General features: G+C 63.4%; 19 protein-coding genes. 6 read left to right on the forward strand and 13 right to left on the reverse strand.

Annotated elements, in window-relative coordinates:
* Positions 1-162: transposase (locus tag Q0A15_RS01450; RefSeq protein ID WP_291277786.1), on the forward strand; the 162-nt coding region annotated here is incomplete at its 5' end.
* A gap of 330 nt (positions 163-492) precedes the next feature.
* On the opposite strand, the gene smc is transcribed toward Q0A15_RS01450, so the two are convergent.
* From smc to Q0A15_RS01475, 5 genes are read right to left on the reverse strand one after another with little or no spacing between them, the layout of a single operon-like run.
* On the reverse strand, positions 493-4,083 hold the full coding sequence (gene smc / locus Q0A15_RS01455) for a chromosome segregation protein SMC (RefSeq protein ID WP_291277763.1): 3,591 nt from the start codon (positions 4,081-4,083) through the stop codon (positions 493-495).
* 7 nt (positions 4,084-4,090) lie between these two features.
* A complete protein-coding gene (gene mutM / locus Q0A15_RS01460; protein WP_291277764.1) occupies positions 4,091-5,080 on the reverse strand; it encodes a bifunctional DNA-formamidopyrimidine glycosylase/DNA-(apurinic or apyrimidinic site) lyase in 990 nt (329 codons plus the stop codon).
* A gap of 1 nt (position 5,081) precedes the next feature.
* On the reverse strand, positions 5,082-5,807 hold the full coding sequence (gene rnc / locus Q0A15_RS01465) for a ribonuclease III (RefSeq protein ID WP_291277765.1): 726 nt from the start codon (positions 5,805-5,807) through the stop codon (positions 5,082-5,084).
* A gap of 28 nt (positions 5,808-5,835) precedes the next feature.
* Positions 5,836-6,039, reverse strand: coding sequence for a 50S ribosomal protein L32 (gene rpmF, locus Q0A15_RS01470; RefSeq protein WP_291277766.1), 204 nt, complete (start codon positions 6,037-6,039; stop codon positions 5,836-5,838).
* 58 nt (positions 6,040-6,097) lie between these two features.
* Positions 6,098-6,658: a YceD family protein gene (locus tag Q0A15_RS01475; protein WP_291277767.1), complete on the reverse strand. Its 561-nt coding sequence runs from the start codon at positions 6,656-6,658 to the stop codon at positions 6,098-6,100.
* 247 nt (positions 6,659-6,905) lie between these two features.
* Here Q0A15_RS01475 and Q0A15_RS01480 point away from each other — a divergent pair, with 247 nt between their 5' ends.
* Complete coding sequence (locus Q0A15_RS01480) at positions 6,906-10,487, forward strand: CDP-glycerol glycerophosphotransferase family protein (RefSeq protein WP_291277768.1); 3,582 nt, start codon at positions 6,906-6,908, stop codon at positions 10,485-10,487.
* Positions 10,488-10,534: 47 nt separating this feature from the next.
* On the opposite strand, the gene Q0A15_RS01485 is transcribed toward Q0A15_RS01480, so the two are convergent.
* Positions 10,535-10,996 carry an adenylyltransferase/cytidyltransferase family protein gene (locus Q0A15_RS01485; RefSeq protein ID WP_291277769.1) on the reverse strand — a complete coding sequence of 154 codons (462 nt, stop codon included), beginning with the start codon at positions 10,994-10,996 and terminating at the stop codon, positions 10,535-10,537.
* A gap of 331 nt (positions 10,997-11,327) precedes the next feature.
* Here Q0A15_RS01485 and Q0A15_RS01490 point away from each other — a divergent pair, with 331 nt between their 5' ends.
* Together Q0A15_RS01490 and Q0A15_RS01495 are read left to right on the forward strand one after the other, a co-directional pair.
* On the forward strand, positions 11,328-13,643 hold the full coding sequence (locus Q0A15_RS01490; RefSeq protein WP_291277770.1) for a hypothetical protein: 2,316 nt from the start codon (positions 11,328-11,330) through the stop codon (positions 13,641-13,643).
* An 84-nt stretch (positions 13,644-13,727) separates the two neighbouring features.
* Positions 13,728-15,464: a glycosyltransferase gene (locus tag Q0A15_RS01495; RefSeq protein ID WP_291277771.1), complete on the forward strand. Its 1,737-nt coding sequence runs from the start codon at positions 13,728-13,730 to the stop codon at positions 15,462-15,464.
* Positions 15,465-15,551: 87 nt separating this feature from the next.
* Here Q0A15_RS01495 and Q0A15_RS01500 read toward each other — a convergent pair whose 3' ends face one another.
* The 4 genes from Q0A15_RS01500 to coaD all read right to left on the reverse strand — a co-directional run bounded on the left by Q0A15_RS01500 (position 15,552) and on the right by coaD (position 19,069).
* Positions 15,552-16,472, reverse strand: a complete 921-nt coding sequence (locus Q0A15_RS01500; protein WP_367273342.1) for an ABC transporter ATP-binding protein — start codon at positions 16,470-16,472, stop codon at positions 15,552-15,554.
* Positions 16,456-17,304 carry an ABC transporter permease gene (locus Q0A15_RS01505; RefSeq protein ID WP_291277772.1) on the reverse strand — a complete coding sequence of 283 codons (849 nt, stop codon included), beginning with the start codon at positions 17,302-17,304 and terminating at the stop codon, positions 16,456-16,458. Before Q0A15_RS01505 ends, Q0A15_RS01500 begins: the two co-directional genes overlap by 17 nt.
* 105 nt (positions 17,305-17,409) lie before the next feature.
* Positions 17,410-18,471, reverse strand: coding sequence for an LCP family protein (locus tag Q0A15_RS01510; RefSeq protein WP_291277773.1), 1,062 nt, complete (start codon positions 18,469-18,471; stop codon positions 17,410-17,412).
* 133 nt (positions 18,472-18,604) lie between these two features.
* A complete protein-coding gene (gene coaD, locus Q0A15_RS01515) occupies positions 18,605-19,069 on the reverse strand; it encodes a pantetheine-phosphate adenylyltransferase (RefSeq protein WP_291277774.1) in 465 nt (154 codons plus the stop codon).
* A gap of 116 nt (positions 19,070-19,185) precedes the next feature.
* Here coaD and Q0A15_RS01520 point away from each other — a divergent pair, with 116 nt between their 5' ends.
* Both Q0A15_RS01520 and Q0A15_RS01525 read left to right on the forward strand, forming a co-directional pair.
* Positions 19,186-20,481: an aminotransferase class I/II-fold pyridoxal phosphate-dependent enzyme gene (locus tag Q0A15_RS01520; RefSeq protein ID WP_291277775.1), complete on the forward strand. Its 1,296-nt coding sequence runs from the start codon at positions 19,186-19,188 to the stop codon at positions 20,479-20,481.
* The gene (locus Q0A15_RS01525; protein ID WP_291277776.1) at positions 20,478-21,287 is read left to right on the forward strand and encodes a hypothetical protein; all 810 of its coding nucleotides are present in this window, start codon (positions 20,478-20,480) and stop codon (positions 21,285-21,287) included. The genes Q0A15_RS01520 and Q0A15_RS01525 overlap by 4 nt, the downstream gene beginning before the upstream one ends.
* Before the next feature lie 7 nt (positions 21,288-21,294).
* On the opposite strand, the gene rsmD is transcribed toward Q0A15_RS01525, so the two are convergent.
* The 3 genes from rsmD to Q0A15_RS01540 are packed head-to-tail and all read right to left on the reverse strand — an operon-like array spanning position 21,295 to position 25,184.
* On the reverse strand, positions 21,295-21,876 hold the full coding sequence (gene rsmD / locus Q0A15_RS01530; protein ID WP_291277777.1) for a 16S rRNA (guanine(966)-N(2))-methyltransferase RsmD: 582 nt from the start codon (positions 21,874-21,876) through the stop codon (positions 21,295-21,297).
* A gap of 9 nt (positions 21,877-21,885) precedes the next feature.
* Complete coding sequence (locus tag Q0A15_RS01535) at positions 21,886-24,132, reverse strand: ATP-dependent DNA helicase RecG (protein ID WP_367273344.1); 2,247 nt, start codon at positions 24,130-24,132, stop codon at positions 21,886-21,888.
* On the reverse strand, positions 24,129-25,184 hold the full coding sequence (locus tag Q0A15_RS01540) for a DAK2 domain-containing protein (protein WP_291277778.1): 1,056 nt from the start codon (positions 25,182-25,184) through the stop codon (positions 24,129-24,131). The genes Q0A15_RS01535 and Q0A15_RS01540 overlap by 4 nt, the downstream gene beginning before the upstream one ends.
* Positions 25,185-25,338 lie beyond the last annotated feature (154 nt).

The raw sequence follows: 25,338 nt of genomic DNA on the forward strand, positions 1-25,338 counted from the left end.
ACCCACCCCGGATCCTCGAACGGCCCATGCGAAGCGATCAACGGTCGGGTCGAACACCTCCGCGGCACGGCGCTGGGATTCCGCAACCTCACCTACTACAGAAAACGAGCACTCCTCGAAGACGGAGGCTTCCGCACCCACTTCACCCACACCCGTGACTAACAACCGCCTACACCCCCAAATCCGAAGAGCCATGAAACCACCCTGCAACCTACCAGGCCACAGATGATAGAGGACAACAGCTCCGACAGCGATTGCGCGAAGCCCTTGAATGTCACCTCGAAAACTGCCGGGCTGGTGCCGTTGTACCTTTTCGGGTGCCGTTTCTGGTGAAATACCCGACGATTTAACCGTCTCCTACAGTTGCTCCTATGCCTATGAGGCGCAACGACAGCAGGTTGCACATGGTCGCCTGGAAGCAGTGGCTCTAACCCACCGGTCTGCGCCTGATCCGCCATCCAGCTTCTTCTGCAAGTGCCGAAACTGTCAAGTCTAACTGGTTTCTTCTGCGCCAGCGGCGTTCTGAGCGCCCTCGATCCGCTGCGAGATCACCTGCGTGATCCCATCTCCCCTCATCGACACTCCGTAGAGGGCATCGGCAATGTCCATGGTGTGCTTCTGGTGCGTGATGATGATCAGCTGGCTGTGCTCTCGGAGGTCACCGAACACTCCGAGAAGGCGCAGAAGATTGCGCTCATCCAGCGCGGCCTCGACCTCGTCCATGACGTAGAACGGGGATGGTCGTGCGGTGAAGATCGCCACAAGCATGGCGATGGCGGTCAACGACCTTTCACCGCCTGAGAGAAGGGAGAGCCGCTTGACCTTCTTGCCGGCAGGTCTGGCGTGGACCTCGATCCCGGTGGTGAGCATGTCTGCGGGGTCGGTCAGCACCAGCTCGCCGTCGCCGCCCGGGAACAAGCGGCTGAAGATCCGCTTGAACTCCACCGCGGTGTCCTCGTAGGCCGAGGTGAACACCTCCCGAACGTGCTCATCGACCTGCCGCACCAGGTCCAACAGGTCCGTGCGCGATCGTTTGAGATCGTCCAGCTGCCCCGACAAGTAGGTGTGGCGTTCCTCCAGCGCCGCGAACTCTTCCAGGGCCAGCGGATTGATCTTGCCCAGTGCGTTCAGGTCCCGCTCGGCACGCTTGAGGCGTTTCTCCTGTTCAGCGCGGTCGTAGGAAGCCCCGGATACCGGGTTCCCGTTCGCGTCCACCTCGACGTGCAAGGCGGCCCAACGATCGTTCGGATTCTCTTCAACGGGTACGGGAAGGTGTGGCCCGAAGTGCTCCACAAGGTACTCCGGAGTCATCCCCACCTCCTCCAGGATCCGCTCGCGGAGATGCTCGAGCTTGGCCTGCCGTTCCGCAGCCAGCACTTCATCCGCGTGTCCCGCTTCGGTGAGCCGAGTGACTTCGGCCTTGGCACGACCCAAATCAGCCCGCGCAACATCCACCTGGGCGCCCAGGGCACGTTGTCTCGATTCAGCCGTGCGTAGGCTTGCCTGAGCCACCTCGACGGAGTGCGCCAAGCGCTCCGCTGCGAAACGAGCGTGGTCAGCTACGCGTTGGGCCCGTGCGGCCTCCTTGGCCCGACGGCGGGCACGTACCTCGGCTTCGAAACGCGCCTGACGTTCACGTCGGGCTGCGCGACGCAGACCGCTGGCCCGTTCCGAGAGTCGCTGGGCCTGTTCCTGTGTGGCACGCAAGTCCAGCCGAGCCTGCATTTCCTCGCTGCGCCGCTCCTGTGCTTGTGTGGCCAGTCGATCCCGCTCCTCGGTCGAGGGCTCCTCTTCTGCGGGCACGGCTTGAGCGCTGTCCAGTCTCCTGACCAGATCCTCCAATGCGGCGTTGGCCTGAGAAACGGCGTCCGACGTCCTCGCTTCCGCGTGCTTGGCACGCTCCGCTTCTTGGGTGGCCTGGTTGGCCAGCGACTCGAGCCGATGGACCTCCGCCGCCGTCTTCCGAGAGGATTCGCCGGCGATACGTGCCGCCTCCGCCGCTCGTTGTTCCTCGGCCTGGGCAGCAGCGAGCTTCGGTTCCACTCTGGCGAAGTGTGCACGGGCGGTTCCCTCTGCAGCACGAGCCGCTTCGAGTTGCGCCACGGCTTCTTCGAGCCTGGCGCGCCTGGCCAACGCCGCTGTGTCCCCCGACCCCACGCGGAGGCCGAGGTTGTCCCAACGGTGACCCTGAGCGGTAACCGCGATGACGCCAGACGCTGCCAGCTCACTTGCTTGTGCGTCATCCGAGGCGAGCACCACGGAGCCGAGCAGCTGGTTCACCAGCCTCCTGTCCGCGTCGTCGCATTCCACGACCTCCACCAGCCAGGTGGCACCGGCGGGCAGCTCGCGCGGTGCGGTGACAAACTGATCATGGAGGGCATGCAGCAGCCAGACGGAGCCGTCCTCACCCGCGGCCGACGTCTCCGCGACATCCGAAAGCAGATCGGGGTCAGCCGTCAGAAGGCCGCCCTGTGCACCTGCCAACGCGGCCGCAACGGCCCGCTCATGCCCAGGACGCACCGTGAGCCGGTCCGCGAGCACACCGATGATCCTGTCGGTACGCCCCTCCAGCAGTGCCTCGGCGCCTACGTCCTGCGGCAGGGTCTCACTCAACGTGTGCACCCGGGATTCGAGTCCCGCACGAGCTTCGGCCAGCGGTGCCACCGCAGACCGCGCCGACCGAACTTCTTCTCTGACCGCTTTGACTCGTTCGCGTGCTGTTGCCAGCGCAGCGGTCGGTTCAACAGTTGCCTCTGCGGCTGCCTCCGAAGCAACCCTGGCTGCAACCAGTTCCGCCTCTGCTTGAGCGGCACGGGTACCGGCCGACTCACCGCTCTCCTGCATCCGCACGCGTTCATCCTGCGCGGATTCCAGGCGTTGGCGAGCTGTACCGACCTGTCCCGCGAGCCTCGCCAGACCCTCACGTCGGTCTGCCACGGCGCGGAGCAGATCGGTCAGCCTCTGGTCCTCGGCGCGTTGCGCGGCTTCCGCGGCACTACGCTCGGTTTGTGCGGACTCCAACGCTTCGGAGAAGCGTTCGACTTCGCGCTCTGCTTCCTCCGCCTGCTCCTCGACACGGTGAGCGCCGGCGTCCAATTCATCCGGATCATCACCAGCGTGGCGAGGTTCTTCCGGCGCACCGAGCAATCGACGGCGTTCCTCCGCCAACCCGATCAACGCTCGGTAGCGTTCCTGCAACCGCGTGAGCGAATACCAGGTATCGCGTGCAGCGACGACCAGCGGGGCCGCGTCGGCCGCACGCCGCTCAAGACCCGTCAGGTCTGCTTCGGCCCGATCTGCTGCTGCCTGTGCCCTCGTGACGACCTCGGCACGTTCCGCTCGTTCTGCGGCCGCCTGGTTCATCTCGTTCTCCAGTGTGGAGAGGTCGTCTGCCAGAAGGCGAGACCTGGCATCCCTCAGAGTGGCCTGTACCGTACGCGCTCGTCTCGCGGTCTCAGCCTGTTTACCCAGCGGTTTCAGCTGCTTGGCAATCTCCCCGGTCAGATCTTCCAGCCGGGCCAGGTTGGCCTGCATCGCATCCAGCTTGCGTAGGGTCTTTTCCTTGCGCCGCCGGTGTTTGAGGATGCCGGCAGCCTCCTCGATGAATCCGCGTCTCTCCTCCGGAGTCGCCCGCAGAATCCGATCCAGCTGTCCCTGCCCAACGATGACATGCATCTCGCGACCCAGCCCGGAATCCGAGAGGAGTTCCTGAATATCCAACAGGCGGCAGGGGGAACCGTTGATGGCGTATTCCGATCCGCCCGAGCGGAACAGGGTACGGGAGATCGTCACTTCCGAGTACTCGATGGGAAGGGCACCGTCCGAGTTGTCGATCGTCAGTGAGACCTGGGCGCGTCCCAGTGCCTGCCGTGCGGACGTGCCGGCGAAGATGACGTCTTCCATCTTTCCACCGCGCAAGGTCTTGGCGCCCTGCTCCCCCATGACCCAGGCCAGAGCATCCACCACGTTGGACTTGCCCGAACCGTTGGGCCCAACGACAGCCGTCACCCCCGGTTCGAACTCGAAGGTCGTGGCAGAGGCGAAGGACTTGAACCCACGCACAGTGAGGGTCTTCAGGTACATGCCGTCCTCACCCTCTTCCGCTTGACCGGGGAACCCGCTGACAGTATGTGCAACGGTACGAGGAACGTCCGGAATAGGCCTCACGCACAATGCGCCCGGCGTGTCCGTTCTCCCTGCAGCGGTCGCAGAGCTCCCCCGCGCGACCATAGGCGTGCAGGGACCTGGCAAAGTAGCCGGAAGCGCCGTTCACGTTGACGTAGAGCGAATCGAAGCTCGTCCCTCCTGCTGCCAGGGCATCGATCATGACGTCCCTCAAGGCGCACAGCAGTTCGGCAATCCGGCTAGGGCCCAGGGCGCCGGATGGAGTCAGGTAGTGCATGCGGACACGCCACAGGGCCTCATCGGCGTAGATGTTGCCGACCCCGGAGATCTGAGTCTGGTCGAGCAAGACTGACTTCACCGGAGCGCTGCGGTGCATCCATCCTCTGCGCAGCCGCCGAGCGGCAGCCGAAATACCGGCGTCGTCCGCCGCGACGCTTGGGTCAAGGACGTCCCTGGCGATATGTGCCGCATCTTCTGGAAGCACGGGACCTGGGTCGCCGGCGCCGCCGGGAAGTCCATCCGAGGTCGGGATCAAGGGAGACAGCCACATGCCCCCGAAGATCCGTTGATCCACGAAGCGTAGCTGGCCGGGCAGTCCCGTCCGTTCCTCCAGGTCGAGGACCACTCTGGCGTGCTTTTCCATGGGGGCTCTGGCTTCCTCGACCAGCAACTGCCCGGACATTCCCAGGTGCGCCACGAGTGCCGCGGGCACCGCGGCCGGCGTCGACCCGCCGTTGGGCATTGACGGTTCCGACAACGGAAGCCAAAGAAACTTGCCCCGGCGTACGGCCGCCCTCACCGTGACGTTGTGCAGTGAGGCCACAAAGTCTTCGGGGCCATCGTGGTGACGACGGATTGAGCGCGCGTCCAACACGGACACGCGCTCAATCCGTCGGCCCACGACCCAGGATTCGAGGCCACGGCGGACCACTTCGACCTCAGGGAGTTCAGGCACGTCAGTCGTTGGAGGAGTTAGGGCCGGCGGCCTTCGCTACTGCGTCGAGATCGGCCTTCAGTACCGGCCAGGAAGCGGCCGCCGCACGCTGCTCCGCCTCCTTCTTGGACGGGCCCTCGGCCTTGGAATAGGAGGCACCACCAATGTGCAGCACAGCCGTGAAGACTCGAGCGTGGTCTGGACCGGAGCCTTCCACCTCGTAACGCACCGTGCCGAGGTCGTTCTCGGCAGCCGCTTCTTGGATGCAGGTCTTCCAATCCGTGCCCGCACCTGACTCGTCCACTTCCTTCAGGAGCGGGACGGTGAGGCGCAGGACCAGGTCGCGGGCCTCATCGATACCGGAAGACAGGTAGGTGGCACCGATGAGCGCCTCCATGGTGTCAGCCAGGATCGAGGACTTGTCGCGCCCGTTGGTCAGGATCTCGCCCTGGCCAAGCAGGATGAACTCCCCCACCCCGAGCTCACGCGCCAAGCGGGCAAGGGCCTTGGTGGACACCACAGCGGCACGACGACGGGCCAGTTGGCCCTCCGGCTGGTCGGGATAGTGGTGGTACAGATACCCCGTCACCGAGAAACCGAGCACCGAGTCCCCAAGGAACTCGAGGCGCTCGTTGTTCGGGATTCCACCGTGCTCAAACGCATAAGAACGGTGGGTCAACGCCAAACGGAGCGTCTCAGGGTCGATGTGGACCCCGAGACGCTCCGTCAGTTCAAGCGATTCAGTCATCTGATCTGCTCAAAGATTCTTTGCAGAATCAGGCGTCAGCGACCTTGCGCCCCTTGTACTCAAGGAACAGCTCGGTGCCGTTGTGATCCGTGACGACCTTGGCCTGGTGAGGCAGGCTGTAGGACACGCGGCCGTTCTCCACGGTCTTCACCAGGTTCGGCGCAGTTGCCTTCCACTGGGAACGGCGGGCGCGGGTATTCGCACGGGACATCTTCCGCTTCGGAACAGCCACGGCTATCTCTCTTCCATCTCGTTGCTCTTGTTGTCCACCGGGTGAAACTCTTGAGGTCTCACTCGGTGTCGTTGGTCAGGCCCTGTAGGGCTGCCCAACGAGGGTCCACCACGTCGTGGTGATGCCCCGGGTTCTCGTCCAACCGTACCCCGCACTGGGCGCACAGGCCCTGGCAGTCCTCCCGGCACACCGGTTGGAACGGCAAGTTGGTCACGACCGCATCCCGGAGCACCGGCTCCAAGTCGATGTAGTCGTTCTCGATGAGGAATTGCTCCTCGTCGTCCTCGCCTTGCACGATCCTGTCCTTGGAGAAGAACAGTTCCTGCAGGTCGACGTCCAGGTCATACACGATCGGGTCCAGGCAGCGCCCGCACTCCCCCGTCACATGGACGGTGGCGGTCCCGGTGGCCAGGACCCCTTCGTGCACGGCCTCGAGGCGAAGATCGGTCTCCACGTCGGAGCCCTCTTCAACGCCGATCAGGGCCAAGGACAGGTCTGCAGGTGCCCGGAACACTCCGGACTCCTCCCGCATGGTTCCGGCTGCGCGAGCCAGTTCCTGGACACCGAAGACCCATGGCGAAGCGGGGTTCGGCGTAGCTTCAAGCACGTTCTCACCCATCTTCTCTCACGACTCCTCGACACTTTGGGGCACAAACCGACACATCAGTCTATCCCGCGACCCTGGTTCGAACAAACAGAAAGGCTCCTTTCGGCGCGCCAAGTGACACACCACACTATTTTCCGATTCGACCGACACCAACACCTCGGCGCAGCCACGTCCTGGACTGTTGTGAGTCCCGTGCGGCCTAGACTGCTGTACAAGTTTGGTGCCGTGTACGCACCGTGTACCTCCGACGAAGGACCCCATGAGCCAAACAGTCCCCGTGGAAACAGAGTTGCGACCCCGACGGCAATTGAGACCGCGCAAACTCGATATCTCCGCAAAGGGTACCCACCTGGACATATCCGCCGGCTGGGATGAGAAGCTGTCCCCCGTTGCGCTGTGGCTCCGTTTTGGCCAGCACCACTGGGTGCCGCTCGAGGCCGAGATCTCCGGCGAGAACGGAACCTGGCACTTCAACGTGGATCTTGAATCCGCACCGAGCCAGGCCGTCGCGAAATCCTCGGTGTCCCCTCTGGGGCTGACGACCGAGGCGCAACCCCCGCGGTCCTCCAAATCGGCCGACGCAGACGACTCCGCGGGTGACAAGCCGGCCGACGAGGACGACTCCGTCGAGGACGCCGATTCACCCGTCTCTGTCGAGGACCAGGAGGAGGACGCAGTTGCTCTGCTCCCTGTCTGGCCCACCGACCTCGCAACGGGTTCCTGGATCGGCAGGGCCACGCTCTACGTCGAATGCGATGACCTGATCCCTGAGGACACCGGCGTAGTGGACCAGGAAAAGTCTCCGTCATCCCTTCCGGAAGGGCACGGGCTCTTCCTCCTGGGCCGGGCACATGAAACTCATCTTGCCGGAGCGCTCAGCTTCGATACGGCGTCGCCCGTCACCGTCTACTGTGGGCGCCGAGGCTTCATCACCTTGTGGTTCAACGCGGCTTTGACACCGCATCAGGCCGTGGTGGTTCATTCTCTGCGCATGCATGGCTCACACATGCGTATGATCGGCGAACTTCGTCACCGTCATGCCCGTGCCACCGATGCCTGGCTCGAGTTGACCGAGCGAGGTACGGAAACCGTCCACAGCGCCCGAGTCGCCTTGGGGCCCAATGACGTGCAGTGGCAGCGCGACCACTACGGTCACGACCGCCGCACCTTCGAGGCAGAGTTCGATTTTGCAGAGACTCTCCGTGAAGACCTGCCCGCAGACATGTTGGTCGACGCGCGCATCCGCACGGAGTTCGATGGCGCCGCTCCGGGAGAACTCGCCTCTCGTGTGGGACGTACGCGCTTCAAGGCACGTCAGATGACCAACGAAGGCTCCTACGTCCGCGGCGACGAAGCCCTGAAGATCATCCCGTACTACACGGTGAAGGCGAAGAACACCTCGTTCCGCTTGGAGCGCTTCAGTGCGGCGGCCTTGGCCGAACTGGCGGCGATCTCCCGCAAGCCTTTGGTCAGTTACGGGAAGCGGAGCCAACGCCCGGTGTGGCTCATCGGAGAACAACCTCTGAAGGCACAGGACAGCGGCGCGGTGCTCTTTCGCTATCTCAGGAACGCGCACCCAGAGATCGACGCGTACTACGTGCTGGACGCAGCCTCACCGGATCGGGCCGAGATCCAGGACCTGGACCACATCGTGGACTACCGAAGCGCGGAACACATCAGGCTGGCGGCCACCGCCGAGGCACTGGTCGGCACGCATCACCCCGACTACCTCCTGCCCACTCGCAGCGAGAAGTTCCAACGTGTCGTCAGGGCAACCAAGGTTTTCCTCCAGCACGGAGTCATCGGTATGAAGTGGCTCAACACCCTGTATGGGCGAAAGGTGCCCTCCTTCTCCACCGATTTGTTCATGGTTTCCTCCGAGCGAGAGAAGCAGCTGGTGGTCAGGGACCTCGGCTACGACCCGGACATGGTCAAGCCAACCGGCCTACCCCGGTTCGATCAGCTCTTCGACGGAACCGTTCAGGCCGATCCCCACAAGTTGCTGATCATGCCGACGTGGCGCCCGTGGCTCCAGACCGACGACGGCTTCCAGGCCTCTCAGTACTTCGAGGCCTGGCGCGACCTGCTCAGCAGCGATCGCCTGCGTGCCCTCGCCGAGGAACAAGACCTGGACATCATGTTCCTGCTCCACCCCAACATGTCGACCTACAAGCGCCACTTCGAGGATCTCGGAGCCACGGTTGCCATCCAGGGCGAGGTGAACATCCAGCAGATGCTTCGGGAGGCCGGCACCCTCATCACGGACTATTCGTCCGTGGCTTGGGACTTCTCGTTCCTGCACAAACCCGTGGTCTTCTACCAGTTCGACTCCAAGCGCATGTTCCGAGGAAGTCGGCCGCACGCCGATCTTGCCAAGGAGCTCCCTGGGCCCATCGTCCGCGACCTTGACGGCGTGCTGGACGCGCTGGATGCCATCGCAGCGGCCGATTTCACGATGGATGAGCACTATATTCACCGAGCAGATCGTTTCATTGCCGATCGCGACACCCTGCACTCGGAACGCGTGTTCCAAGCAATCCGGGACACCCCCCGTCCTGCACTCCCCACACGTCCTCAGGCTGTGGGTGAGCTGGAGAACATGCTCTTCCGGCGGTTCAGGAAGAGCAAGTACTACCACCCGCTGATGCGGACCATGTACAAGGTGGTGTCCAAGTTCCCCGCAGATCACGACCTGATCGTGTTCGAGGCGGGACTGGGCCGCCAGCTCAACGACAGCCCCAAGGCGATCTACGACGAACTCGTGCGACGCGGCGATCCTCGACGGAAGGTCTGGTCATACAACAGGCGAATGGTTTTCGACGAACCCACGAGTGAAGCCGTGTTGCGCCTGTCACCGCGGTACTTCTGGACCATCGCCCGTGCTGGCGCTTTCGTCACGAATCAGAATCCGCAGTTCTACATCACCCGTGGCCCGGGCAGAACATTCGTCGAGACGTGGCACGGCACGCCGCTGAAGAAGATGGCTCGTGACATCGAGGTGGTTCATGGCCGCAGCGAGGGGTACATCGACCGTGTCACATTGGCCGCCAAGCAGTGGAGCGTCCTGATCTCGCCAAACCACCACACGACGGCGGCACTGCGCAGCGCTTACGGTTACGAAGGTCCAGCGGTGGATATCGGTTCGCCGCGTAACGACGCCCTGGTGCTGCAGGATCATGCGGAAGTCAGGGCGCGGATCCTGGATGAATACGATATTCCTTCCGATGCAAAGGTCATTCTCTACGCACCAACCTTCCGCGATGACCAGCCCATCGGAAGAGGAAACTTCGCGTTCGAACTCGCCTTCGATCCGGAGGAATTCGCTGCTCACTTCGGCCCAGATACCGTCCTGCTGCTGAGGATGCACATGTTGTCCCGGCTGCGAACACCGATTCCGAGAGAGCTCGCCGGCCGGATCATCAATGTGTCAAGGTACCCCGAGATCCAGGATCTCTACTCCGCCGCAGACGTCCTGGTGACTGACTATTCATCCGTGTTCTTCGACTATTCGATCCTGAAGCGCCCCATGGTGTTCTTCGCACCGGATCTCGAGAACTACCGCGAGGAACTGCGCGGCTTCTACCTGGATTATGAATCGACGGTGCCCGGCGAGGTCGTGACCACGCAGGAAGGGTTGTTCTCCGCCCTGGACCGTGCGCTCGTCACCGCCGACGCCGGAGACGACCCGCGGGTGAGCGAGTTCTCGAGTCAGTTCAATCCCCATGCGGACGGACACAGCGCGGAACGGGTGGTGGATCGCTTCCTTCAACCCAGGAAGTGGTCAAACCTATTGGCCGGTCCCAAGTCGCTCCTGCACAGGATGACCCGGCGAGTGCGCTGACAAGTCGGGGGCGGGCACAGAGCCCGCCCCCGACCTGAAGTGAAGCCTCAGCTCAGTTCCTTCACGATCTGGTCTATGACGTCCAGCGCACCCTTGAGTGCGTCCACCTTGGTGGAATCGAAGTTGGACAACACGCGCTTCAACTCCGTGGTGGAGATGCCGTCGGTGCGCGGCAAGTAGTACACCTCGACCTTGTCCTCGAGGTCGTCGAACTTGCCCTTCCAGTCCTCACCGATGCCGAAAACGTCGACGTCATACTTGTCCACGTCGGTACGCTTCTGTTCCCAGTTCTCCTCCGGGATGACCAGGTCCACGTACTTGATGGCCCGCACGATCTCTGCGCGCTGCTCGAACGGGATGATCGGCTTCTTGCCCTTCACTGCATTGAACTCATCCGTGGACACGGCCACGATCAACCGGTCGCCTTTTTCCCTCAACCGCTTGAGGATATTGAGGTGTCCGATGTGGAACATATCGAAGGTGCCGTAAGTGATCACGGTCTTGGTCATGCTGGCTCCTGTTCGTCGTCGACTGCGCCTTCGTGAAGTTTAGCGGCCGACCGCCGTGACTCCTCGCAGCGCGGTCAACGATCCAACGGCTCCGCGACGGTAGAGTGAAGCCAAACTTTCCGTCTCTCCACAGGAGCTTCGTATGCCTGCAGGTCCGTCGCAACCACTCCCCAAACGCCTTGCCCGGCGCGTGGCGGCGAAAGTACTGCCGACAGTGGAACGCGCAGCGGGTCGCCGTTCTACCGGCACCCCGTCCAAGTCGGGCTCACCTGTCGCTGCCGTTTCAGCTCCTTCAAAGGTTGCATCAACCTTTCAGAACGATCCGGAGACTGTGGCCCGCGCTGCAGCAGTAGAGACAGTCATCCGGGGCGGTTCTTCCGCCGAAGGCTGGATCAGCGCGGCGCAGGCACTACTCAAGACCAAGAAGATGCAGGAAGCCGTCTCCCTGGGTCTTTCCCTGCGTGATCGAAGCGGGCAAAGCGACGAAGGCAATCTGGTCCTTGGGCTGGTTCAGGCTCAGCACTCCAACCCTGGAATCGCTTGGGCTACTCTCAAGGCCCTGCCGGATTCACTCACCGACCTCATCGCCGATGTTTTCTATCGAGTTGGTTTCGAATCCAATCCCCAAGAAGCCACTGAGGTGCTGAACGAGCGCCTCAAGAACCAGGGCCACACGGCTTGGAAGTCCGCCTACCTGCTGCGAATCTCTCGAGACGCCGCCAGCACGGGCGCGGAAGCTCAAGCCACACAATTGCTTGACGAGATCGATAGCCGTCCAGCCTCGACCATCACCAAAGCCGTACGTGCCGGCACGGACCGCGAGCGTAGTTGGCTACCCGGCGGATCGTTCCGCAAACCCATCAAGACCAGCGATCAGGCCATCAATTTCGGGTTGCTGAGTTACCAGCAGCCCAACACTGTCTCACGCAACATCGGTGACTCGATTCAGACGATCGCAGCCATGGGAAACCTCGTCCGGCACAGCGGCTTCACGTACACGGGTGATACCGAACTCACCAAGTTCGTCGCGGAAGCCAAGTCCCGTCTGAAGGCGGACGGCGTCGTCGATTCGCCCGAACGGAGCATCAATCTGATTGACCTGTACCGGGACGGAAACGTCTATCAGGATCTGCCTGAACCCACATGGGCCATCATGTACGGCTGGTACATGCATGCAACATATGCCGGCGGTTACAACCTGCCGTTCCACCCGAACCTGCATCCGATCCCGATCTCGATGTACTTCCGGTATCCGGAGATGCTGACCCCGGAAGCCATCGACTACCTACGCGAGATCGGACCGATTGGCTGCCGCGATTGGCAGTCTGTTGCCCTCTTGACCGCGGTCGGTGTCCCGGCGTTCTTCTCAGGCTGTATCACGACCACGGTCGATACTCTGTTCGCAACCGAAGGTCCAGACAAGCGCGACAAGGCTTTGTTCGTCGACTCCCCGAAGACCGGTCCCGGAGAATTCCGGATCCAGGAAGTCGATGACATGAAGGAAATGACCAACCTGGAGAATCTCCGTGAGGCCCGCCGCTGGGTCACTGGATACGCCGACGAATACGCCAAGGTCACGACATCCCGACTTCACAGCTACTTGCCTTCACGCTCCGTTGGATCCACGGTCACGTTCCTACCGAAGAATCCGTCCGACAACCGCTTCGGCGGTTTGATCGATCTCACGGATGACGGGCTGGAGGTCATGCGGACCAAGATCCGCGAGAAGATCTCGGCGATGCTGCAGCTCATTGCCCAGGGCCAGTCCCCGCATGAAGTGCGAGCCGCCTGGCGTGAACTGGTTGCTCCCGATGTCGAGTCTGCACGTGAGCGACTCACATCGTGCGGTAGCTTCCACCGGAATCTCGCCACATCGCATACGCCGTCCAGCCCCGAACAGGACCAGATCCTTGACGTGGTCATCGATGCTCGCGACGCCGAGGTCAAGGGACTCAAGCCCCTCGTCTCCTCGCTGGTGGAGCACTCAAGCCGTCCGCTTAGACTGCTGGTGGCCGCATCCAAGGTTTCTGGTGCAACACGCAAGGCCGTGACCACTGCTGCAGGCAACCACATTGTCGAATGGATCGACACTGCGGCGGCGAACTACTCCGCCGGACACGATGGTTTGGTCCTGACGGCCATGGACCGAGCAACCGGTAAGGCCGTGGTTCTCCCGGCCGCTGCACACATTCACACCGACGTCGCCTCTTTGGTCGAAGCACTCGGCGACGCGCCTCTGGCCGCCGCAGCCGACCCGCGCAAGAATTGTCACAGCGGGCTGACTCTGATCAGGCGACTGGCCTCGGGTTTCAAGGCCGAGCACTCCCGTGCACTCGAATTCACGTTCAAGGCCACCAACGGCCTCGAACGCGATTTCATCGCCCTCGACACTGGCGTGATGGCCTTCGATGCCGATGCACTTCGGGCGGCAGGAACACTTGCGGACGTCGACTCCTTGGCCCAGTTGAAGCAGGCGTCACTGGAAGACGCCTTCAATGTCATTCTTGGCCCCGTAGCTCGAGTGCTGACTCCCGAATGGAACGCTCAACCGCGCTACATTTCCCCGGCCGAGCCTCACATCACATCGTGGCGACGTGGTGCAAAGCCCTGGTCCTCCGTCTACGTGTCCGGTCCTGCGGCTTCCTGAGGTACCCCTATGCCACATCTGTCCAGTCCGCCAAAGGGAGACATTGTCAGTGTCTTCTGGGGCATCGAACCCAACTATGGAGGCATGACCAAGATCATGCTTGCCCGTACGTCCATGCTGGCCACAGCGTGGAAACGTCGGTGCCGCTTGTTCTTGCTCAGCCCCGCAGAGTCTCTGGACGTCTTCAAGGACAGACTGTCCGCCGGCGGCCATTTGACCTCTGAGGCGGAGATCCGTAGTCCCTGGGAAGACGTCATTACGTGGACGGACCGCGCCTTGAGGAGTCTCGTCGGCGACCATCTGCAGGATCCTCGTTCGGTGGAGGACACTCTGGAATTCGGCGGCGATCGAGTAGCCGAACGTTTCAATGCCAAGGGTAAAGCACTCCAGACGGATCATTTCCGATCCGATGGAACCGTTGCGGCTTCCTACCGTAGGGATATGAAGGTTCGGGGGGAACTTGGCGGAGCACGGCTGACGCTGTTCGATCGGCGTGGGCGCGTCAGCGGCGAATGGAGGTCAGCAACTTCTTTCTACTATTCGTGGCTCGATGAGGTGATCGGGCGACGTCCCACCTACCTTTTCAGTGACTCCCACTTTGCGGGCGGCCTCCTGGGAAAATACCGCAACCCGAGTGCGACCACCATTCAGACCATCCACTCGCCGCATCTGCAACGCAGATCTGATCCATTGGGTCCGCTGACCAAGAACAAGATCGGGTTGTTCAAGGACCTGGACGGTTTTGACCTCGTTGCGACTCTCACGCAGCGCCACCTCGATGACCTGACGGCAGCTGGAATCGCAGGACCCAACGTGTCGGTGGTGCCGAATCCTCAAGCACCGATGGAGCATCTCGCTCCGAACCAGCACGAACGAGCCAGAGGTATCACCATGGCTCGACTCGACAAGGTCAAGAGACTCGAACACGCCATTCGTGCTGTTGCTGCGACAACCTCGGAAGCAACTTTGGACATCTATGGGCGCGGTCCCGAAGAAGACTTCTTGCAAGGGGTCATCGATGAACTCGGCGTCGGCGACCGGGTCAGACTCCGCGGTTTCGACAAGAACGCGAGTCACCAGCTCAAGACGGCCGGATTCAGCTTGCTCACGAGCTCTGCCGAGGGTCAGCCTCTCGCCATTCTCGAAAGCATGGCGGTAGGTTGCCCACCGGTGGCATACGACATGCGCTATGGGCCTTCAGACATGATCCAGAATCGCGTCAACGGGTACTTGGTACCGGAGCGCGACGTCGAAGCTGTGGCGGAGGCCATCGACGAGCTGATTCGTATGGACACCGACCAATACGCCGCCATGTCCACAGCAGCCGTCGCCCGAGCTTCGGATTATTCGCCCGAGACGGTGACGAACCGTTGGGCCGATGCCCTCACTGATGCTCAATCACGCCGTTCCAAAGAGAACCCCGCTACGGTCGCTGCGAACCTCAATTCACTGCAGGTCGACAACGAGAGAGTTGTCTTCACCATCGAGGTGCTTCTTCCACCCGGGGAATTCGAGCGAGTGACAGCGATGGCACTGACCTGGATGGCTCGTAAGCAACCGATCTACGGTCGCGTTTTCGCTGAACCTCAGATGACGCCTCGTGGGCTCATGTTCGCTGCCGAGGTTGCCTCGAAACGCCTTTTCGAGGCTTCGGAGGACTTCACCGACTTCTACCTGGATGTTTGGGTCGACGGGCGCCGCAACCGCAACCGTCTGGCTGCACCTACGGATGTCAGTACCTTGCCCATCGTCGTGGGAGACCTCGAAGCCTATCCCACCAAATACGGCAGTCTGAGTCTGCGCCCCCTTCGCGGCGAATGAAGTAAGCGGCAGCACGGCGGGCCCTGGTCCATGAGGATCAGGGCCCGCCGTGCTTCACAGACCTGTTTGCGTCACCGCGGTCCCGGACTAGTCCGTGGTCGGGTCCGCGGCCCTCTTTTCAGCTGCCGCCTTCTTGGCGGCCTCCGCCTTGCGCTTCCTTGCTGCAGCTAGCTTTCGCTTCTTGGCAGCGGCAGCCTTCTGCTCCGCCGTGAGGTTGCTTGCGCTGCGGGAGGCCTCGTACGCCTTGATGACCTCGTCCGGGGTCCCGTCCATCTTCTGGACGCCCTTCTCGATCCAAATGGCACGCGTACACGTGGAGCGAATGGAACGCATGGAGTGCGACACCAGAAAAACCGTACCGGCGTTCTCACGGATCTCCCGGATCTTGGCTTCGCTCCGCTTGCGGAAGCGGGCATCACCCACGGCAAGGGCCTCGTCCACGATCAGGATGTCGTGCTGCTTCGAGGCGGCGATCGCGAACTTCAGGCGGGCCGACATGCCAGAGGAGTAGGTCTTCATCGGGAAATCGATGAAGTCCTGCAATTCGGCGAACTCGATGATCTGCGGCCGCAGCTCCTCGATCTCGGCCCGGTTGAAACCGAGCGCCAGGCATCCCAGAGTGATGTTGTCGTTGCCAGAGAGCGCCGGGATGAGCGCAGCACCCACGCCGAGCAGATTGGGCCGGCTCGAGGCCCACACAGCGCCTTCTGACGCTGGAGTGAGACCGGTGATGGTGCGCAACAGGGTCGACTTGCCGGACCCGTTGGACCCGATGACGCCGATGGACTCGTTCTTGTATGCGGTGAAGCTGATGCCCTTCAACGCATGGACTTCCTTCAGGCCCTTGCTGGCGCGCGTGAACAGGCCCTTGCTGGCGGCTCCACCGGCCGCCCGTCCGGAGGAGAATACCTTGTACTTCACGTGCAGGTTGTCCACCACGACCACCGGTTCCTTGGCCGCTGGGTTCAGGCCGAGTTCGGGAGAGTCGTTGTCAGTTGTCTCGGCCATAACGCTCCTCAGCCTGCCAGAAGAAGAAGAATCCACCAATGAGCAGGACCACGGACCACGCGGAGAGCCCGATCCAGTGCATGGGGTCGAAGGTCCTTTCGTCCAGGATTGCTCCGCGCGCGATCTCAAGGACCTGGTAAATGGGGTGGAAGTCGTAGACCGTGACCAACCACGGCCAGGACTTGAAGAGGTTGTCCACGGAGAAGAGCACGCCGGAGGTGAAGAAGAAGAACCGCGTGACCAACGGAATCAGCTGCGTCAGATCGTGGAAATGCACCGTCAGACGGGCACAGATCATCGCGATACCCATGCTCAGCAGAGTCAGTAGTCCCACGATCGGCACGATGTAGAACCATGACCATTTGGGTGTCTGCCCCAGGATGAGCACGTAGATGAACATCACGACGATCATGGGCGCCAGGGTGAGCAACTGCTGGATGATCACGGAGACCGGCAGCGTCAGCCGTGGAAAGTTCAGCGATTGAACCAGTGCCCGGTTGCCGATGATGGATTTGGCTCCATTGGCCATGGAGTGGGAGAAGAACTCGAAGAGGAACACGCCGACCACCACGTAGGCGGGGAAATCCGGTCCTCTGCGTCCACCCTGCAGGATTCCGAAGATGAACCCGTACATCAAGGCGTTGATGGTGGGCTTGAGGATTTCCCACAGCATGCCCAGCCGGTTTGCCTGGTTCCGCGCCTTGATCCTCGACTTGGCAAGCGTGTAGGCGAAATCCCGACGCGCCCACGTCTGCTTGAGATAGGTGATGGGCCCTGGGCGGGCACCAACCCTCTGCAAGCCGTGTTCGGCGGCGTATTCGGCAGCGGTCATGACCTTGAAGAGATCCTTCGTGAGCGTTCGGCTGCACGCCGGTGGGCGCCGCCTTGGACGAGTCTACAAGCGCGAGTTCTACGTTCAGCGCATTCCAGGTGTGACCTACTTCTTGGAATCCTCCGGCAGATTCTTGTACACCGTGGCCATCTTGCCCTCCTTGATCCCTCGGCCCACTTCGGCGATGGCACCCTCGTCAGGCAGCACGATCGATGCGCCCCCGCTCGAGGTGCCGGTGCCGGCGGTGGGCAAGGTGAAGCTATGGATGTCCCCGGATCTCAATGAGGTCATCTGCCCGGCCAGGCCGGCCAGGTACGAGGCGTCTCCAAGTTCGTCATCGATGGTGACGTAGGGCAGCACCTGTTCTGCCAGGTTCAGGATCTTGTTGGGGTTGGAGAGCACTTCCGGACTCAGGGTTTTCTTGAAGATCGCCTTCAGGAATTGCTGCTGGTTACGCACGCGCTGGTAGTCACCGTCGACGAAGGCGTGACGTTCGCGCACCCAGCGCAGGGCCCGGTTGCCCTTGACGCTGATGGTGCCCTTCTTGTAGCAGGTCGGCGGATTGCTCTTGTACGCGCAGAAATCAACCGGGTTGTTGACCTTGACGCCCCCGATCGCATTCGTCAGGCCTCGGAATCCGTCGAAGTCCACGGCGACGAAGTGATCGATCTTGGCGCCCAACTTGCTTTCCAAGGTCTGTGCCAGCAGTGGCACGCCGCCATATTGCATGGCTGCGTTGAGCTTGGCCTCTCCATGTCCCGGGATGTCCACCCACAGGTCTCTCATGATGGACATGATGTAGACGCCGGAGCGATCTGCGGGAATATGAACCCACATCATGGAGTCGGAACGCTGGTCCCCACTCTTGTCGGTGAAGCTCAGTTTCTCTCCCGACTGTGACTTGTCAGCACCGAGCAGGAGGATGTTCATCGACTCGTCACCCGGATCCTTGGTGGGCTGGTCCGAATACGATGGGAGGACGTCTGCCTTGTTCACGTGGTTGGCGGAGTTCAGTCCGGTCAGCAGTCTGTCTGCGTATGTACTTCCTACGGCCAGCACGCACACCAGAGCCATCGCCACCGAGAGCAAGACGGTCCGTCCCACCCGGCGGGGCTTTCGATGCATTCGGCGGGGCACGTACTCCGTGCTCGCAGACTGACTGCTCATAGAAGCTCCTTGGACATGCAAAAGCCACCTGGACGGCGGCGTGACTTGGTCCAGAGTACCGAACCACCCCTGAAAGGCCGCTGATAATCGCTCGCCAGCCGGAGCCGGGAACGCTCGCCTACATCCTGCTGGATCAACTCAGCCGCGAGATGACGGCCTTCGGAACAAAGGCAGAAATGTCGCCGCCCAGGCCGGCAACCTGCTTGATCAGGCTGGAGGACACCTGCGCGTAGGCACCGTCACCCTGCAGGTAGATGGTTTCGACACCGGTCAGATGCCGGTTCATGGCCGCCATCGGGGATTCGAACTCGAAATCCGCGGAACTACGTAGCCCCTTCAGGATGGCATCGGCATTGAGGCTCTTGACGTAGGTTGCCAGGAGCCCGTTCCCCATGGGCGCCACGGTGATACCCGAGAAACCGGCCACGGATTCCCGGACCATCTCCACCCGCTCGTCCTCGGAGAAGCGATAGGACTTGTCCGGGTTGGTGGACACTGCGACGACCACTTCATCGAAGAGGACGGCTGCCCGCATGATGATCTCGAGGTGACCTTTGTGGACCGGATCGAAGGAGCCTGGGCAAACTACGCGTCGCATAACGCCACCCTACCCAGGAGAGACCAGAGAAATCTCGTTCAACGCGGACAAAGTCTGCGCGTAGTAATAACTGTTGGTCATCGGCGTTCAGCACCCGACGCGCCACAATGGGTGTCGTGAGTTCTCTTCCGCATATCGATCTGTCCGCCGATCCCTGGATCCGTGCCGCGCAAGGCGCCAGGCTCCTCAAGGCCGACGGCACGGCCGCTCCCACCATCTTCGAGGAGATGACGGCCGCAGCGAACCGCACCGGCGCGCTCAATCTGGGACAGGGTTTCCCGGACACGGACGGCCCGGAGGACATGATCCGGTTCGCGGCCGAGACCATGCTGCAAACACCGTCCCCGGGCTCCGCGAGCCCACATCAATATGCACCGGGTTCTGGTCATGCCGTTCTGAGAACAGCGATCTGTGAGCACCAGCGCCGCTTCTACGGGGTGGAGCTCGACCCGGACACTCAGGTGGTCGTCACCACCGGCGCAACGGAGGCCATCGCCGCGACGCTGTTGGCCTTGTGCACGCCCGGCTCCAACGTGGTGGTGTTGGAACCGTTCTACGACTCCTACGGCGCCATCGCATCCTTGGCCGGCGCGCAGCTGCATCCCGTCCCGCTCCTGGCCCCGGACTTCCAACCGGATCCCGAAGCCCTGCGTGCAGCGGTGGACCGGGACACTGCCGTCATCATCGTCAACGACCCTCACAACCCCACAGGGACCAGGTTTTCTGACGCCACACGCCAACTCATCGTCGACCTGGCCAGGGACAACGATGCCGTGATCCTGGCGGACGAGGTCTACGAACACCTGGTCTTCAGCGGCCGTCACCGCCCCATCGCGTGCCTGCCGGGTGCCGCTGAGCGCACCATCACGGCCTCGTCCGCGGGGAAGACCTTCTCCCTGACGGGGTGGAAGGTGGGGTGGGCCACCGGCCCGGCCGAGCTGATCACCGCGGTCCGCTCGGTGAAACAGTTCCTGACCTACTCGTCGGGGCCGGTGTATCAGTCCGCGGTGGCCCGCGGGTTGGGGTACCCGGACGAGTTCTTCTCCTCCCGCGCTGCCGATCTGGGGCGTCGGTCGGAGCTGTTGTCCGAGGGCCTGCAAGCCACTGGCGCACGCGTGTTCCGCCCGCAGGGCGGCTACTTCGTGGTGGCAGACCTCGCGCCTCTCGGCATCGCGGATGCCACGGCGGCGGCCCGCCTGTTGCCGGAGGCCGTCGGTGTGGTCGGCATTCCGGTGGGGGTCTTCTGTGTGCCGGAGCACGAGCGGTCCTATTCGTCGCTGCTGCGTTTTGCACATTGCAAGCGCGACGACGTCATCTCGGCCGCCGCTGAGCGCCTCGCCGAGGGTCTCCCCCGCGTGGCCGACGCGCTGTCAGGCGCCCCGGCGGGCGACGGTGCCGGAGGCGCCGCATGACCGGGGACAGGCCGTCGGCCCTTGGGCCCCGCGTGCGTCTGCCCGCCTCAGGGACCGAGGCCGGCTGGGAACCGGACCCGTATCGGCCCGACGCCGTGGTCCTCACCGTGGGAGGTGCGGAACAATCGACGTTGGTCCCGGGATCGCCCACGACGTTGGTGTACGAGTACCTCCAAAGGGTCGCGAACATCCTGGACCTTGTCCCTGCGCTCTCCCACCACACGCCGACGGAACCGGCGGCCATTGCGCACCTGGGTGGCGGCGCGCTGTCCCTGACCAGGCGACTCGAGGTCACCCACCCGGGCCTCAAACAGGTGGTCGTGGATCTTGACCAAGAGCTCATGGACTTCGTGACAAGCTCCTACCCGTTAGCGACACCGTCACTGACCAGGATCGTTGCAGGGGACGTGGAGCACGCGCTGGGTTCGGTCGAATCCGATGCGCCGTTCGCCGCGGTGGTCCTGGACATCGCCCTGGACCAGCACTCCCCCGCCAGGCTGCTCTCGGCCGACTACATGGGCAGGCTCCTGTCCCTGACTGGCCCGGACGGCGCCGTGCTCATCAACATCGGGGACGACGGCGGCCTGCCGGCCACCCGCACGATCGTGGCCGCCTGCCGATCGCAGGGTGCATCCGTGTTCGTCACCGCTCCGAGCGACGTTCTCTCCGGCGATTACACGGGCAACGTGATCCTGGTGGCGTCGAGACATGCCTGGCCGTCGGAGCGGCTGGAGCAGGTGAAAGCCGCCGGCCCTCATCCCGCCTCGGTGTTCTCCGGAGCAGAGCTGGACTTCCTGGGTAGCTGATCCCCCGCTAGCCGGCCGAGGGGTCTTCCTCCACCGGGATCTCGTAGAACCAGAGCGTGGTCTCCCCGTATCCGCGTTCCTTCAGCGCGTGCCAGCGAGCCGGCACGGTGGGCTGCGGTGAGCGTGAGGAGCGTTCCACCACGATGACCGCGTCCGGAGCCAGGTGTGGGTCCAGGTTGGTCAGGGTCTCCGCGAGGGCCTCCTCGCTCAAGGGGTAGGGCGGGTCAAGGAAGGCGAGCGTGACGTCCGGCCCCGAATAGGTGCTCAGGAACGCATTCACGGACCTCCTACTCACCTCCACCCTGGTGCGTTGCGTGGACACCAAGGAGGCGTTGGCCTTGAGCGCCCTTTGCGCCGCGTTTGCCTGGTCAACGAGGGTTGCCGTGGTGGCACCGCGACTGACGGCTTCCACGCCAAGCGCGCCGGAACCTGCATAGAGGTCGAGGACCACTGCGTCGCGGAGGACGTCCCAACTCTCGAGCCTGGAGAAGAGGGCCTCTTTGACCCGATCGGTGGTGGGGCGGGTGGCGTCCGTGGGGACGGGTGTGAGGCGTTGGCCGCCTGCGGTGCCAGCGATGATGCGGCTCATCCTGTCTCGTCAGCCCCTTTCCAGATAGGCGTCGTCGGTGCCCAGTTCATCCAGGCGAGAGTCAACGGCTGCGGCGAGGGTGGGATGGTCGTCGCGCCAGCCGGGTGTCACGACCTCCGCCGCGTCCTCACGGGCGGCCTGAATCAGCTTGGCGTCTCGCATCACCCGCAGGTGTTTCAGCGTGGAGCGGCCGCCGGATTGCATGGCGCCAAGGATGTCACCCTCCCGCCTGGTCTGGAGGTCCTTCTCCGCCAGGACGAAGCCGTCGCGGGTGGCGGCCACGGCCTCGAGTCGTTCCACGGCCGGGTGATCGTGGTCGAGGTCGGTGACCAGCAGGCAGGTTCCGGGCAGCGACCCTCGCCCGATGCGCCCACGGAGCTGGTGCAGCTGGGAGATACCGAAGGCATCTGCGTCGATGATGGCCATGACGGTCGCGTTGGGGACGTCCACGCCCACCTCCACCACGGTGGTGGCCAGCAGGATCTGTGTGCTCCCGTTCTCGAAGGCGGCCATCGCCGCAGCCTTCTCGTCCGCAGGCATTCTCCCATGGAGGGTGCCGATGGAGATGCCCTGCAGGGCAGGATGGTCGCGGAGGACGGTCTCCATGGTCTCCAGTGGAGTCCTGCGCGGTTCGTGGGCCTCCGATACGCCGGTGTCCGACGCCGTGAGGGCCGGCTCCGGAGCGTCATCCTCTTCTGCCTCGTCCTCACTGATCCGGGGCACCACCACGTAGACCTGGTGCCCCGCCTGCGCCTCGTCCCGTAGCAGCGCGAAGAGCCGGTCCCTCCACGCCGGTAACTGCAGGGGCACCACGAAGGTCCTCACCTCTGCGCGGTTTCCCGGCAGGCCCTTGAGGGTGGCGACCTCCACGTCACCGAAGACGGTCATGGCGACGGTGCGCGGGATCGGGGTGGCGGTCATGACCAGCAGGTGTGGGGTGGGACCGTCCCCCGACCGCAGCTTGTCCCGCTGCTCCACACCGAAGCGATGCTGTTCGTCCACCACGACGAGGCCGAGGTCGGCGAAGATCACGTTGTCCGAGAGCAGCGCATGTGTGCCCACCACGATCCCGGCCTCGCCGCTGGCGGCCTTCAGCAGCACGTTCTTGCGCTGGGCGGCGGGCAGCGAGCCGGTCAGCAGTTCCACCTGCGTGCCGTTCTCGTTCCCGCCCAGCATTCCGCCCTGCGCCAGATCGCCCAGCAGGGAACGCAGCGTAGCGGCGTGCTGAGCGGCCAGCACCTCGGTGGGGGCCAGCATGGCTGCCTGACCACCGGCGTCGAGCACCTGCAACATGGCCCGCAGGGCCACGAGCGTCTTGCCGGAGCCGACCTCGCCTTGTACCAGCACGTTCATGGGGTGTGGCGTGGCCAATCCTCGCTCCAGGCGAGTGCCAACCTCCACTTGGCCCTCGGTGAGGGTGAAGGGTAACCGGGAGTCGAAGGTGTCCAGCATCCCTCCAGAAGTTCGAGGACGTGGCGTCGCTGACCGCTCCGCGTTCGCCAGCCTGCGCTCCGCCAACACCACCTGCAGCTGGAACGCCTCGTCGTAGGCGAACCGCCGCCGCGCGGCGTATCCCTCGGCCACAGTGGCAGGACGGTGCACCGACTCGAGGGCCTGCACCAATCCCGGGAGTCCTCGGGCGCTACGGATGTCCGCAGGCACGGCGTCGGGGAAGGCCCCCACCGTGACGCTGTCGAGGACGGTGGCGATGGTCCTGCGCAGGCGCACCTGGGAGAGCTTCCCGGAGCTGGGATACACCGGGAAGGGACGGGCCTCGGCTTCGTCGTCCTGACCGAGCAACGTGTACTCCGGATGCGTCAACTGCGTGTGTCCCCGGTAGGAATCCACCACGCCCGAGAACACGGCGCGGGTTCCGGGCAGCAGGTCCTTGGCGGCCTGATAGCCGTTGAAGAACGTCATCCGCAGGCGGCCCTGGGACGGGGCTTCGTCCACGACCTCCACCTCCAGCAGAAAACCCCGCCGAGAATGCATACGTCGCTGAGAGGCATGCACCACGGTCGCCACGACCGTGACGTCCTCCCCATAGGGCAACTCGACGATGGGCGTGATCTCCCCGACGTCCACATAGCGTCTGGGCAGATGGTCAAGCAGCTCCCCCACCGTGGTGTAGTCGAAGGCCTGCTGAATCACCTTGGCGCTCTTGGAGCCGATGACGCGCGTCAGGTCCGTCTCGGGTCCCACGGCCGTGGGATCGGTGACGCGAGGCGCGCCCGGCCGGGAACCGGCGCCCGTCAAGAATCGCTCCCGTTCGTGGACGCCGAGGCATCGCCATGGTCGTGGCTGAGGGAGGTGATGCTGATGGCGGTGGGTTCTCCCTGCGACCGGACGGCGTTCAACGCCACCTCCGCGTCGGGGACGTGCACGTGGACGCGCCATACGAATTCAGAACCAGCATGGTCCTCCCCCGCAGTGGATTCCGTTCGAGGCAGTGGTGTCATCAAGACCGAGTCACCCACCGAATCGAGTTCCGCGCGCAACGTGGCGGCCGCCAGGGGTTCCATGGAGACGGTACACATCACCTCGACACCTTCGGCCTGTTCTGCTGCCTCACTGATGTCCGGGGCGTCGACGGCATATCCGGGAAGTGCATCGTAGAAGTCCTCGTCCAGGGGCGTCCCCATGACGGCACAGACCAGGGACTCCAGAACCAGATGCATGCCGACGGCTCCTGCGTCCACAACGCGGGCCTCTTGAACCGAGGCGAGCTGGTGCCGGGTCTGCGACACACCCTCCGCCGATGCCGTCAGCATTGCCGTGAACACCTTCGACAGGACCTGCCGTGCCGGTTCATCCGGAGTGCACATTGACGCGCTGCCGCCGGCGGCCCGCGCGGCAAGGGAAAGCGTGGAGAGCAAGGTACCCTCCACGGGTTCGGACAAGGCCGACCAGGCCCTCACCCGAGCGACGTCGATGGCCCGGGCCACCACCGGACCGGTGAGATTGGTGACACCCTCCAAGCCCTCTGCGAAACCACACAGCGCCACAGCGAGCAGGGTGCCGGAGTTGCCTTGAGCCGATTCAAGTCCGGTTCGGGCCGCTGCGCCCAGAACATGGCCAAGGTCCGCCGTCCCACCCCGGACCGCAGGGACATCGCGCAGCGCCTGCTGGATGGAGCGCGCCGTACGGTACAGATTGGACCCCGTGTCGCCGTCTGCGACGGGGAAGACATTGATCGCGTTGAGACGGTCGGAGTGATTTCCCAGCGCCGATACGGCCAGATCCAACCAGCCCCGCAGAGCGGCTTCGCCGGTACTGGGACGGGAGGTGGTCTCTGAGTCTGTACTCATGGCTGGTCCGCGACCCCTAGCTTGTTCTGACTTAGCGTGCATGCCGCTCCCCAGTCTAGGTCCGTCCGTAGGTGGGCCCGAAGAGGCTAGGCTGGCAGATATGCGTGTCAGTTCTCCGTGGGCCCCTGCCAAACCTCGTAGTGCCGTTCGCGGC

Source organism: Galactobacter sp., from assembly GCF_022712295.1.
In the GTDB taxonomy this organism is placed as follows: Bacteria; Actinomycetota; Actinomycetes; order Actinomycetales; family Micrococcaceae; genus Galactobacter.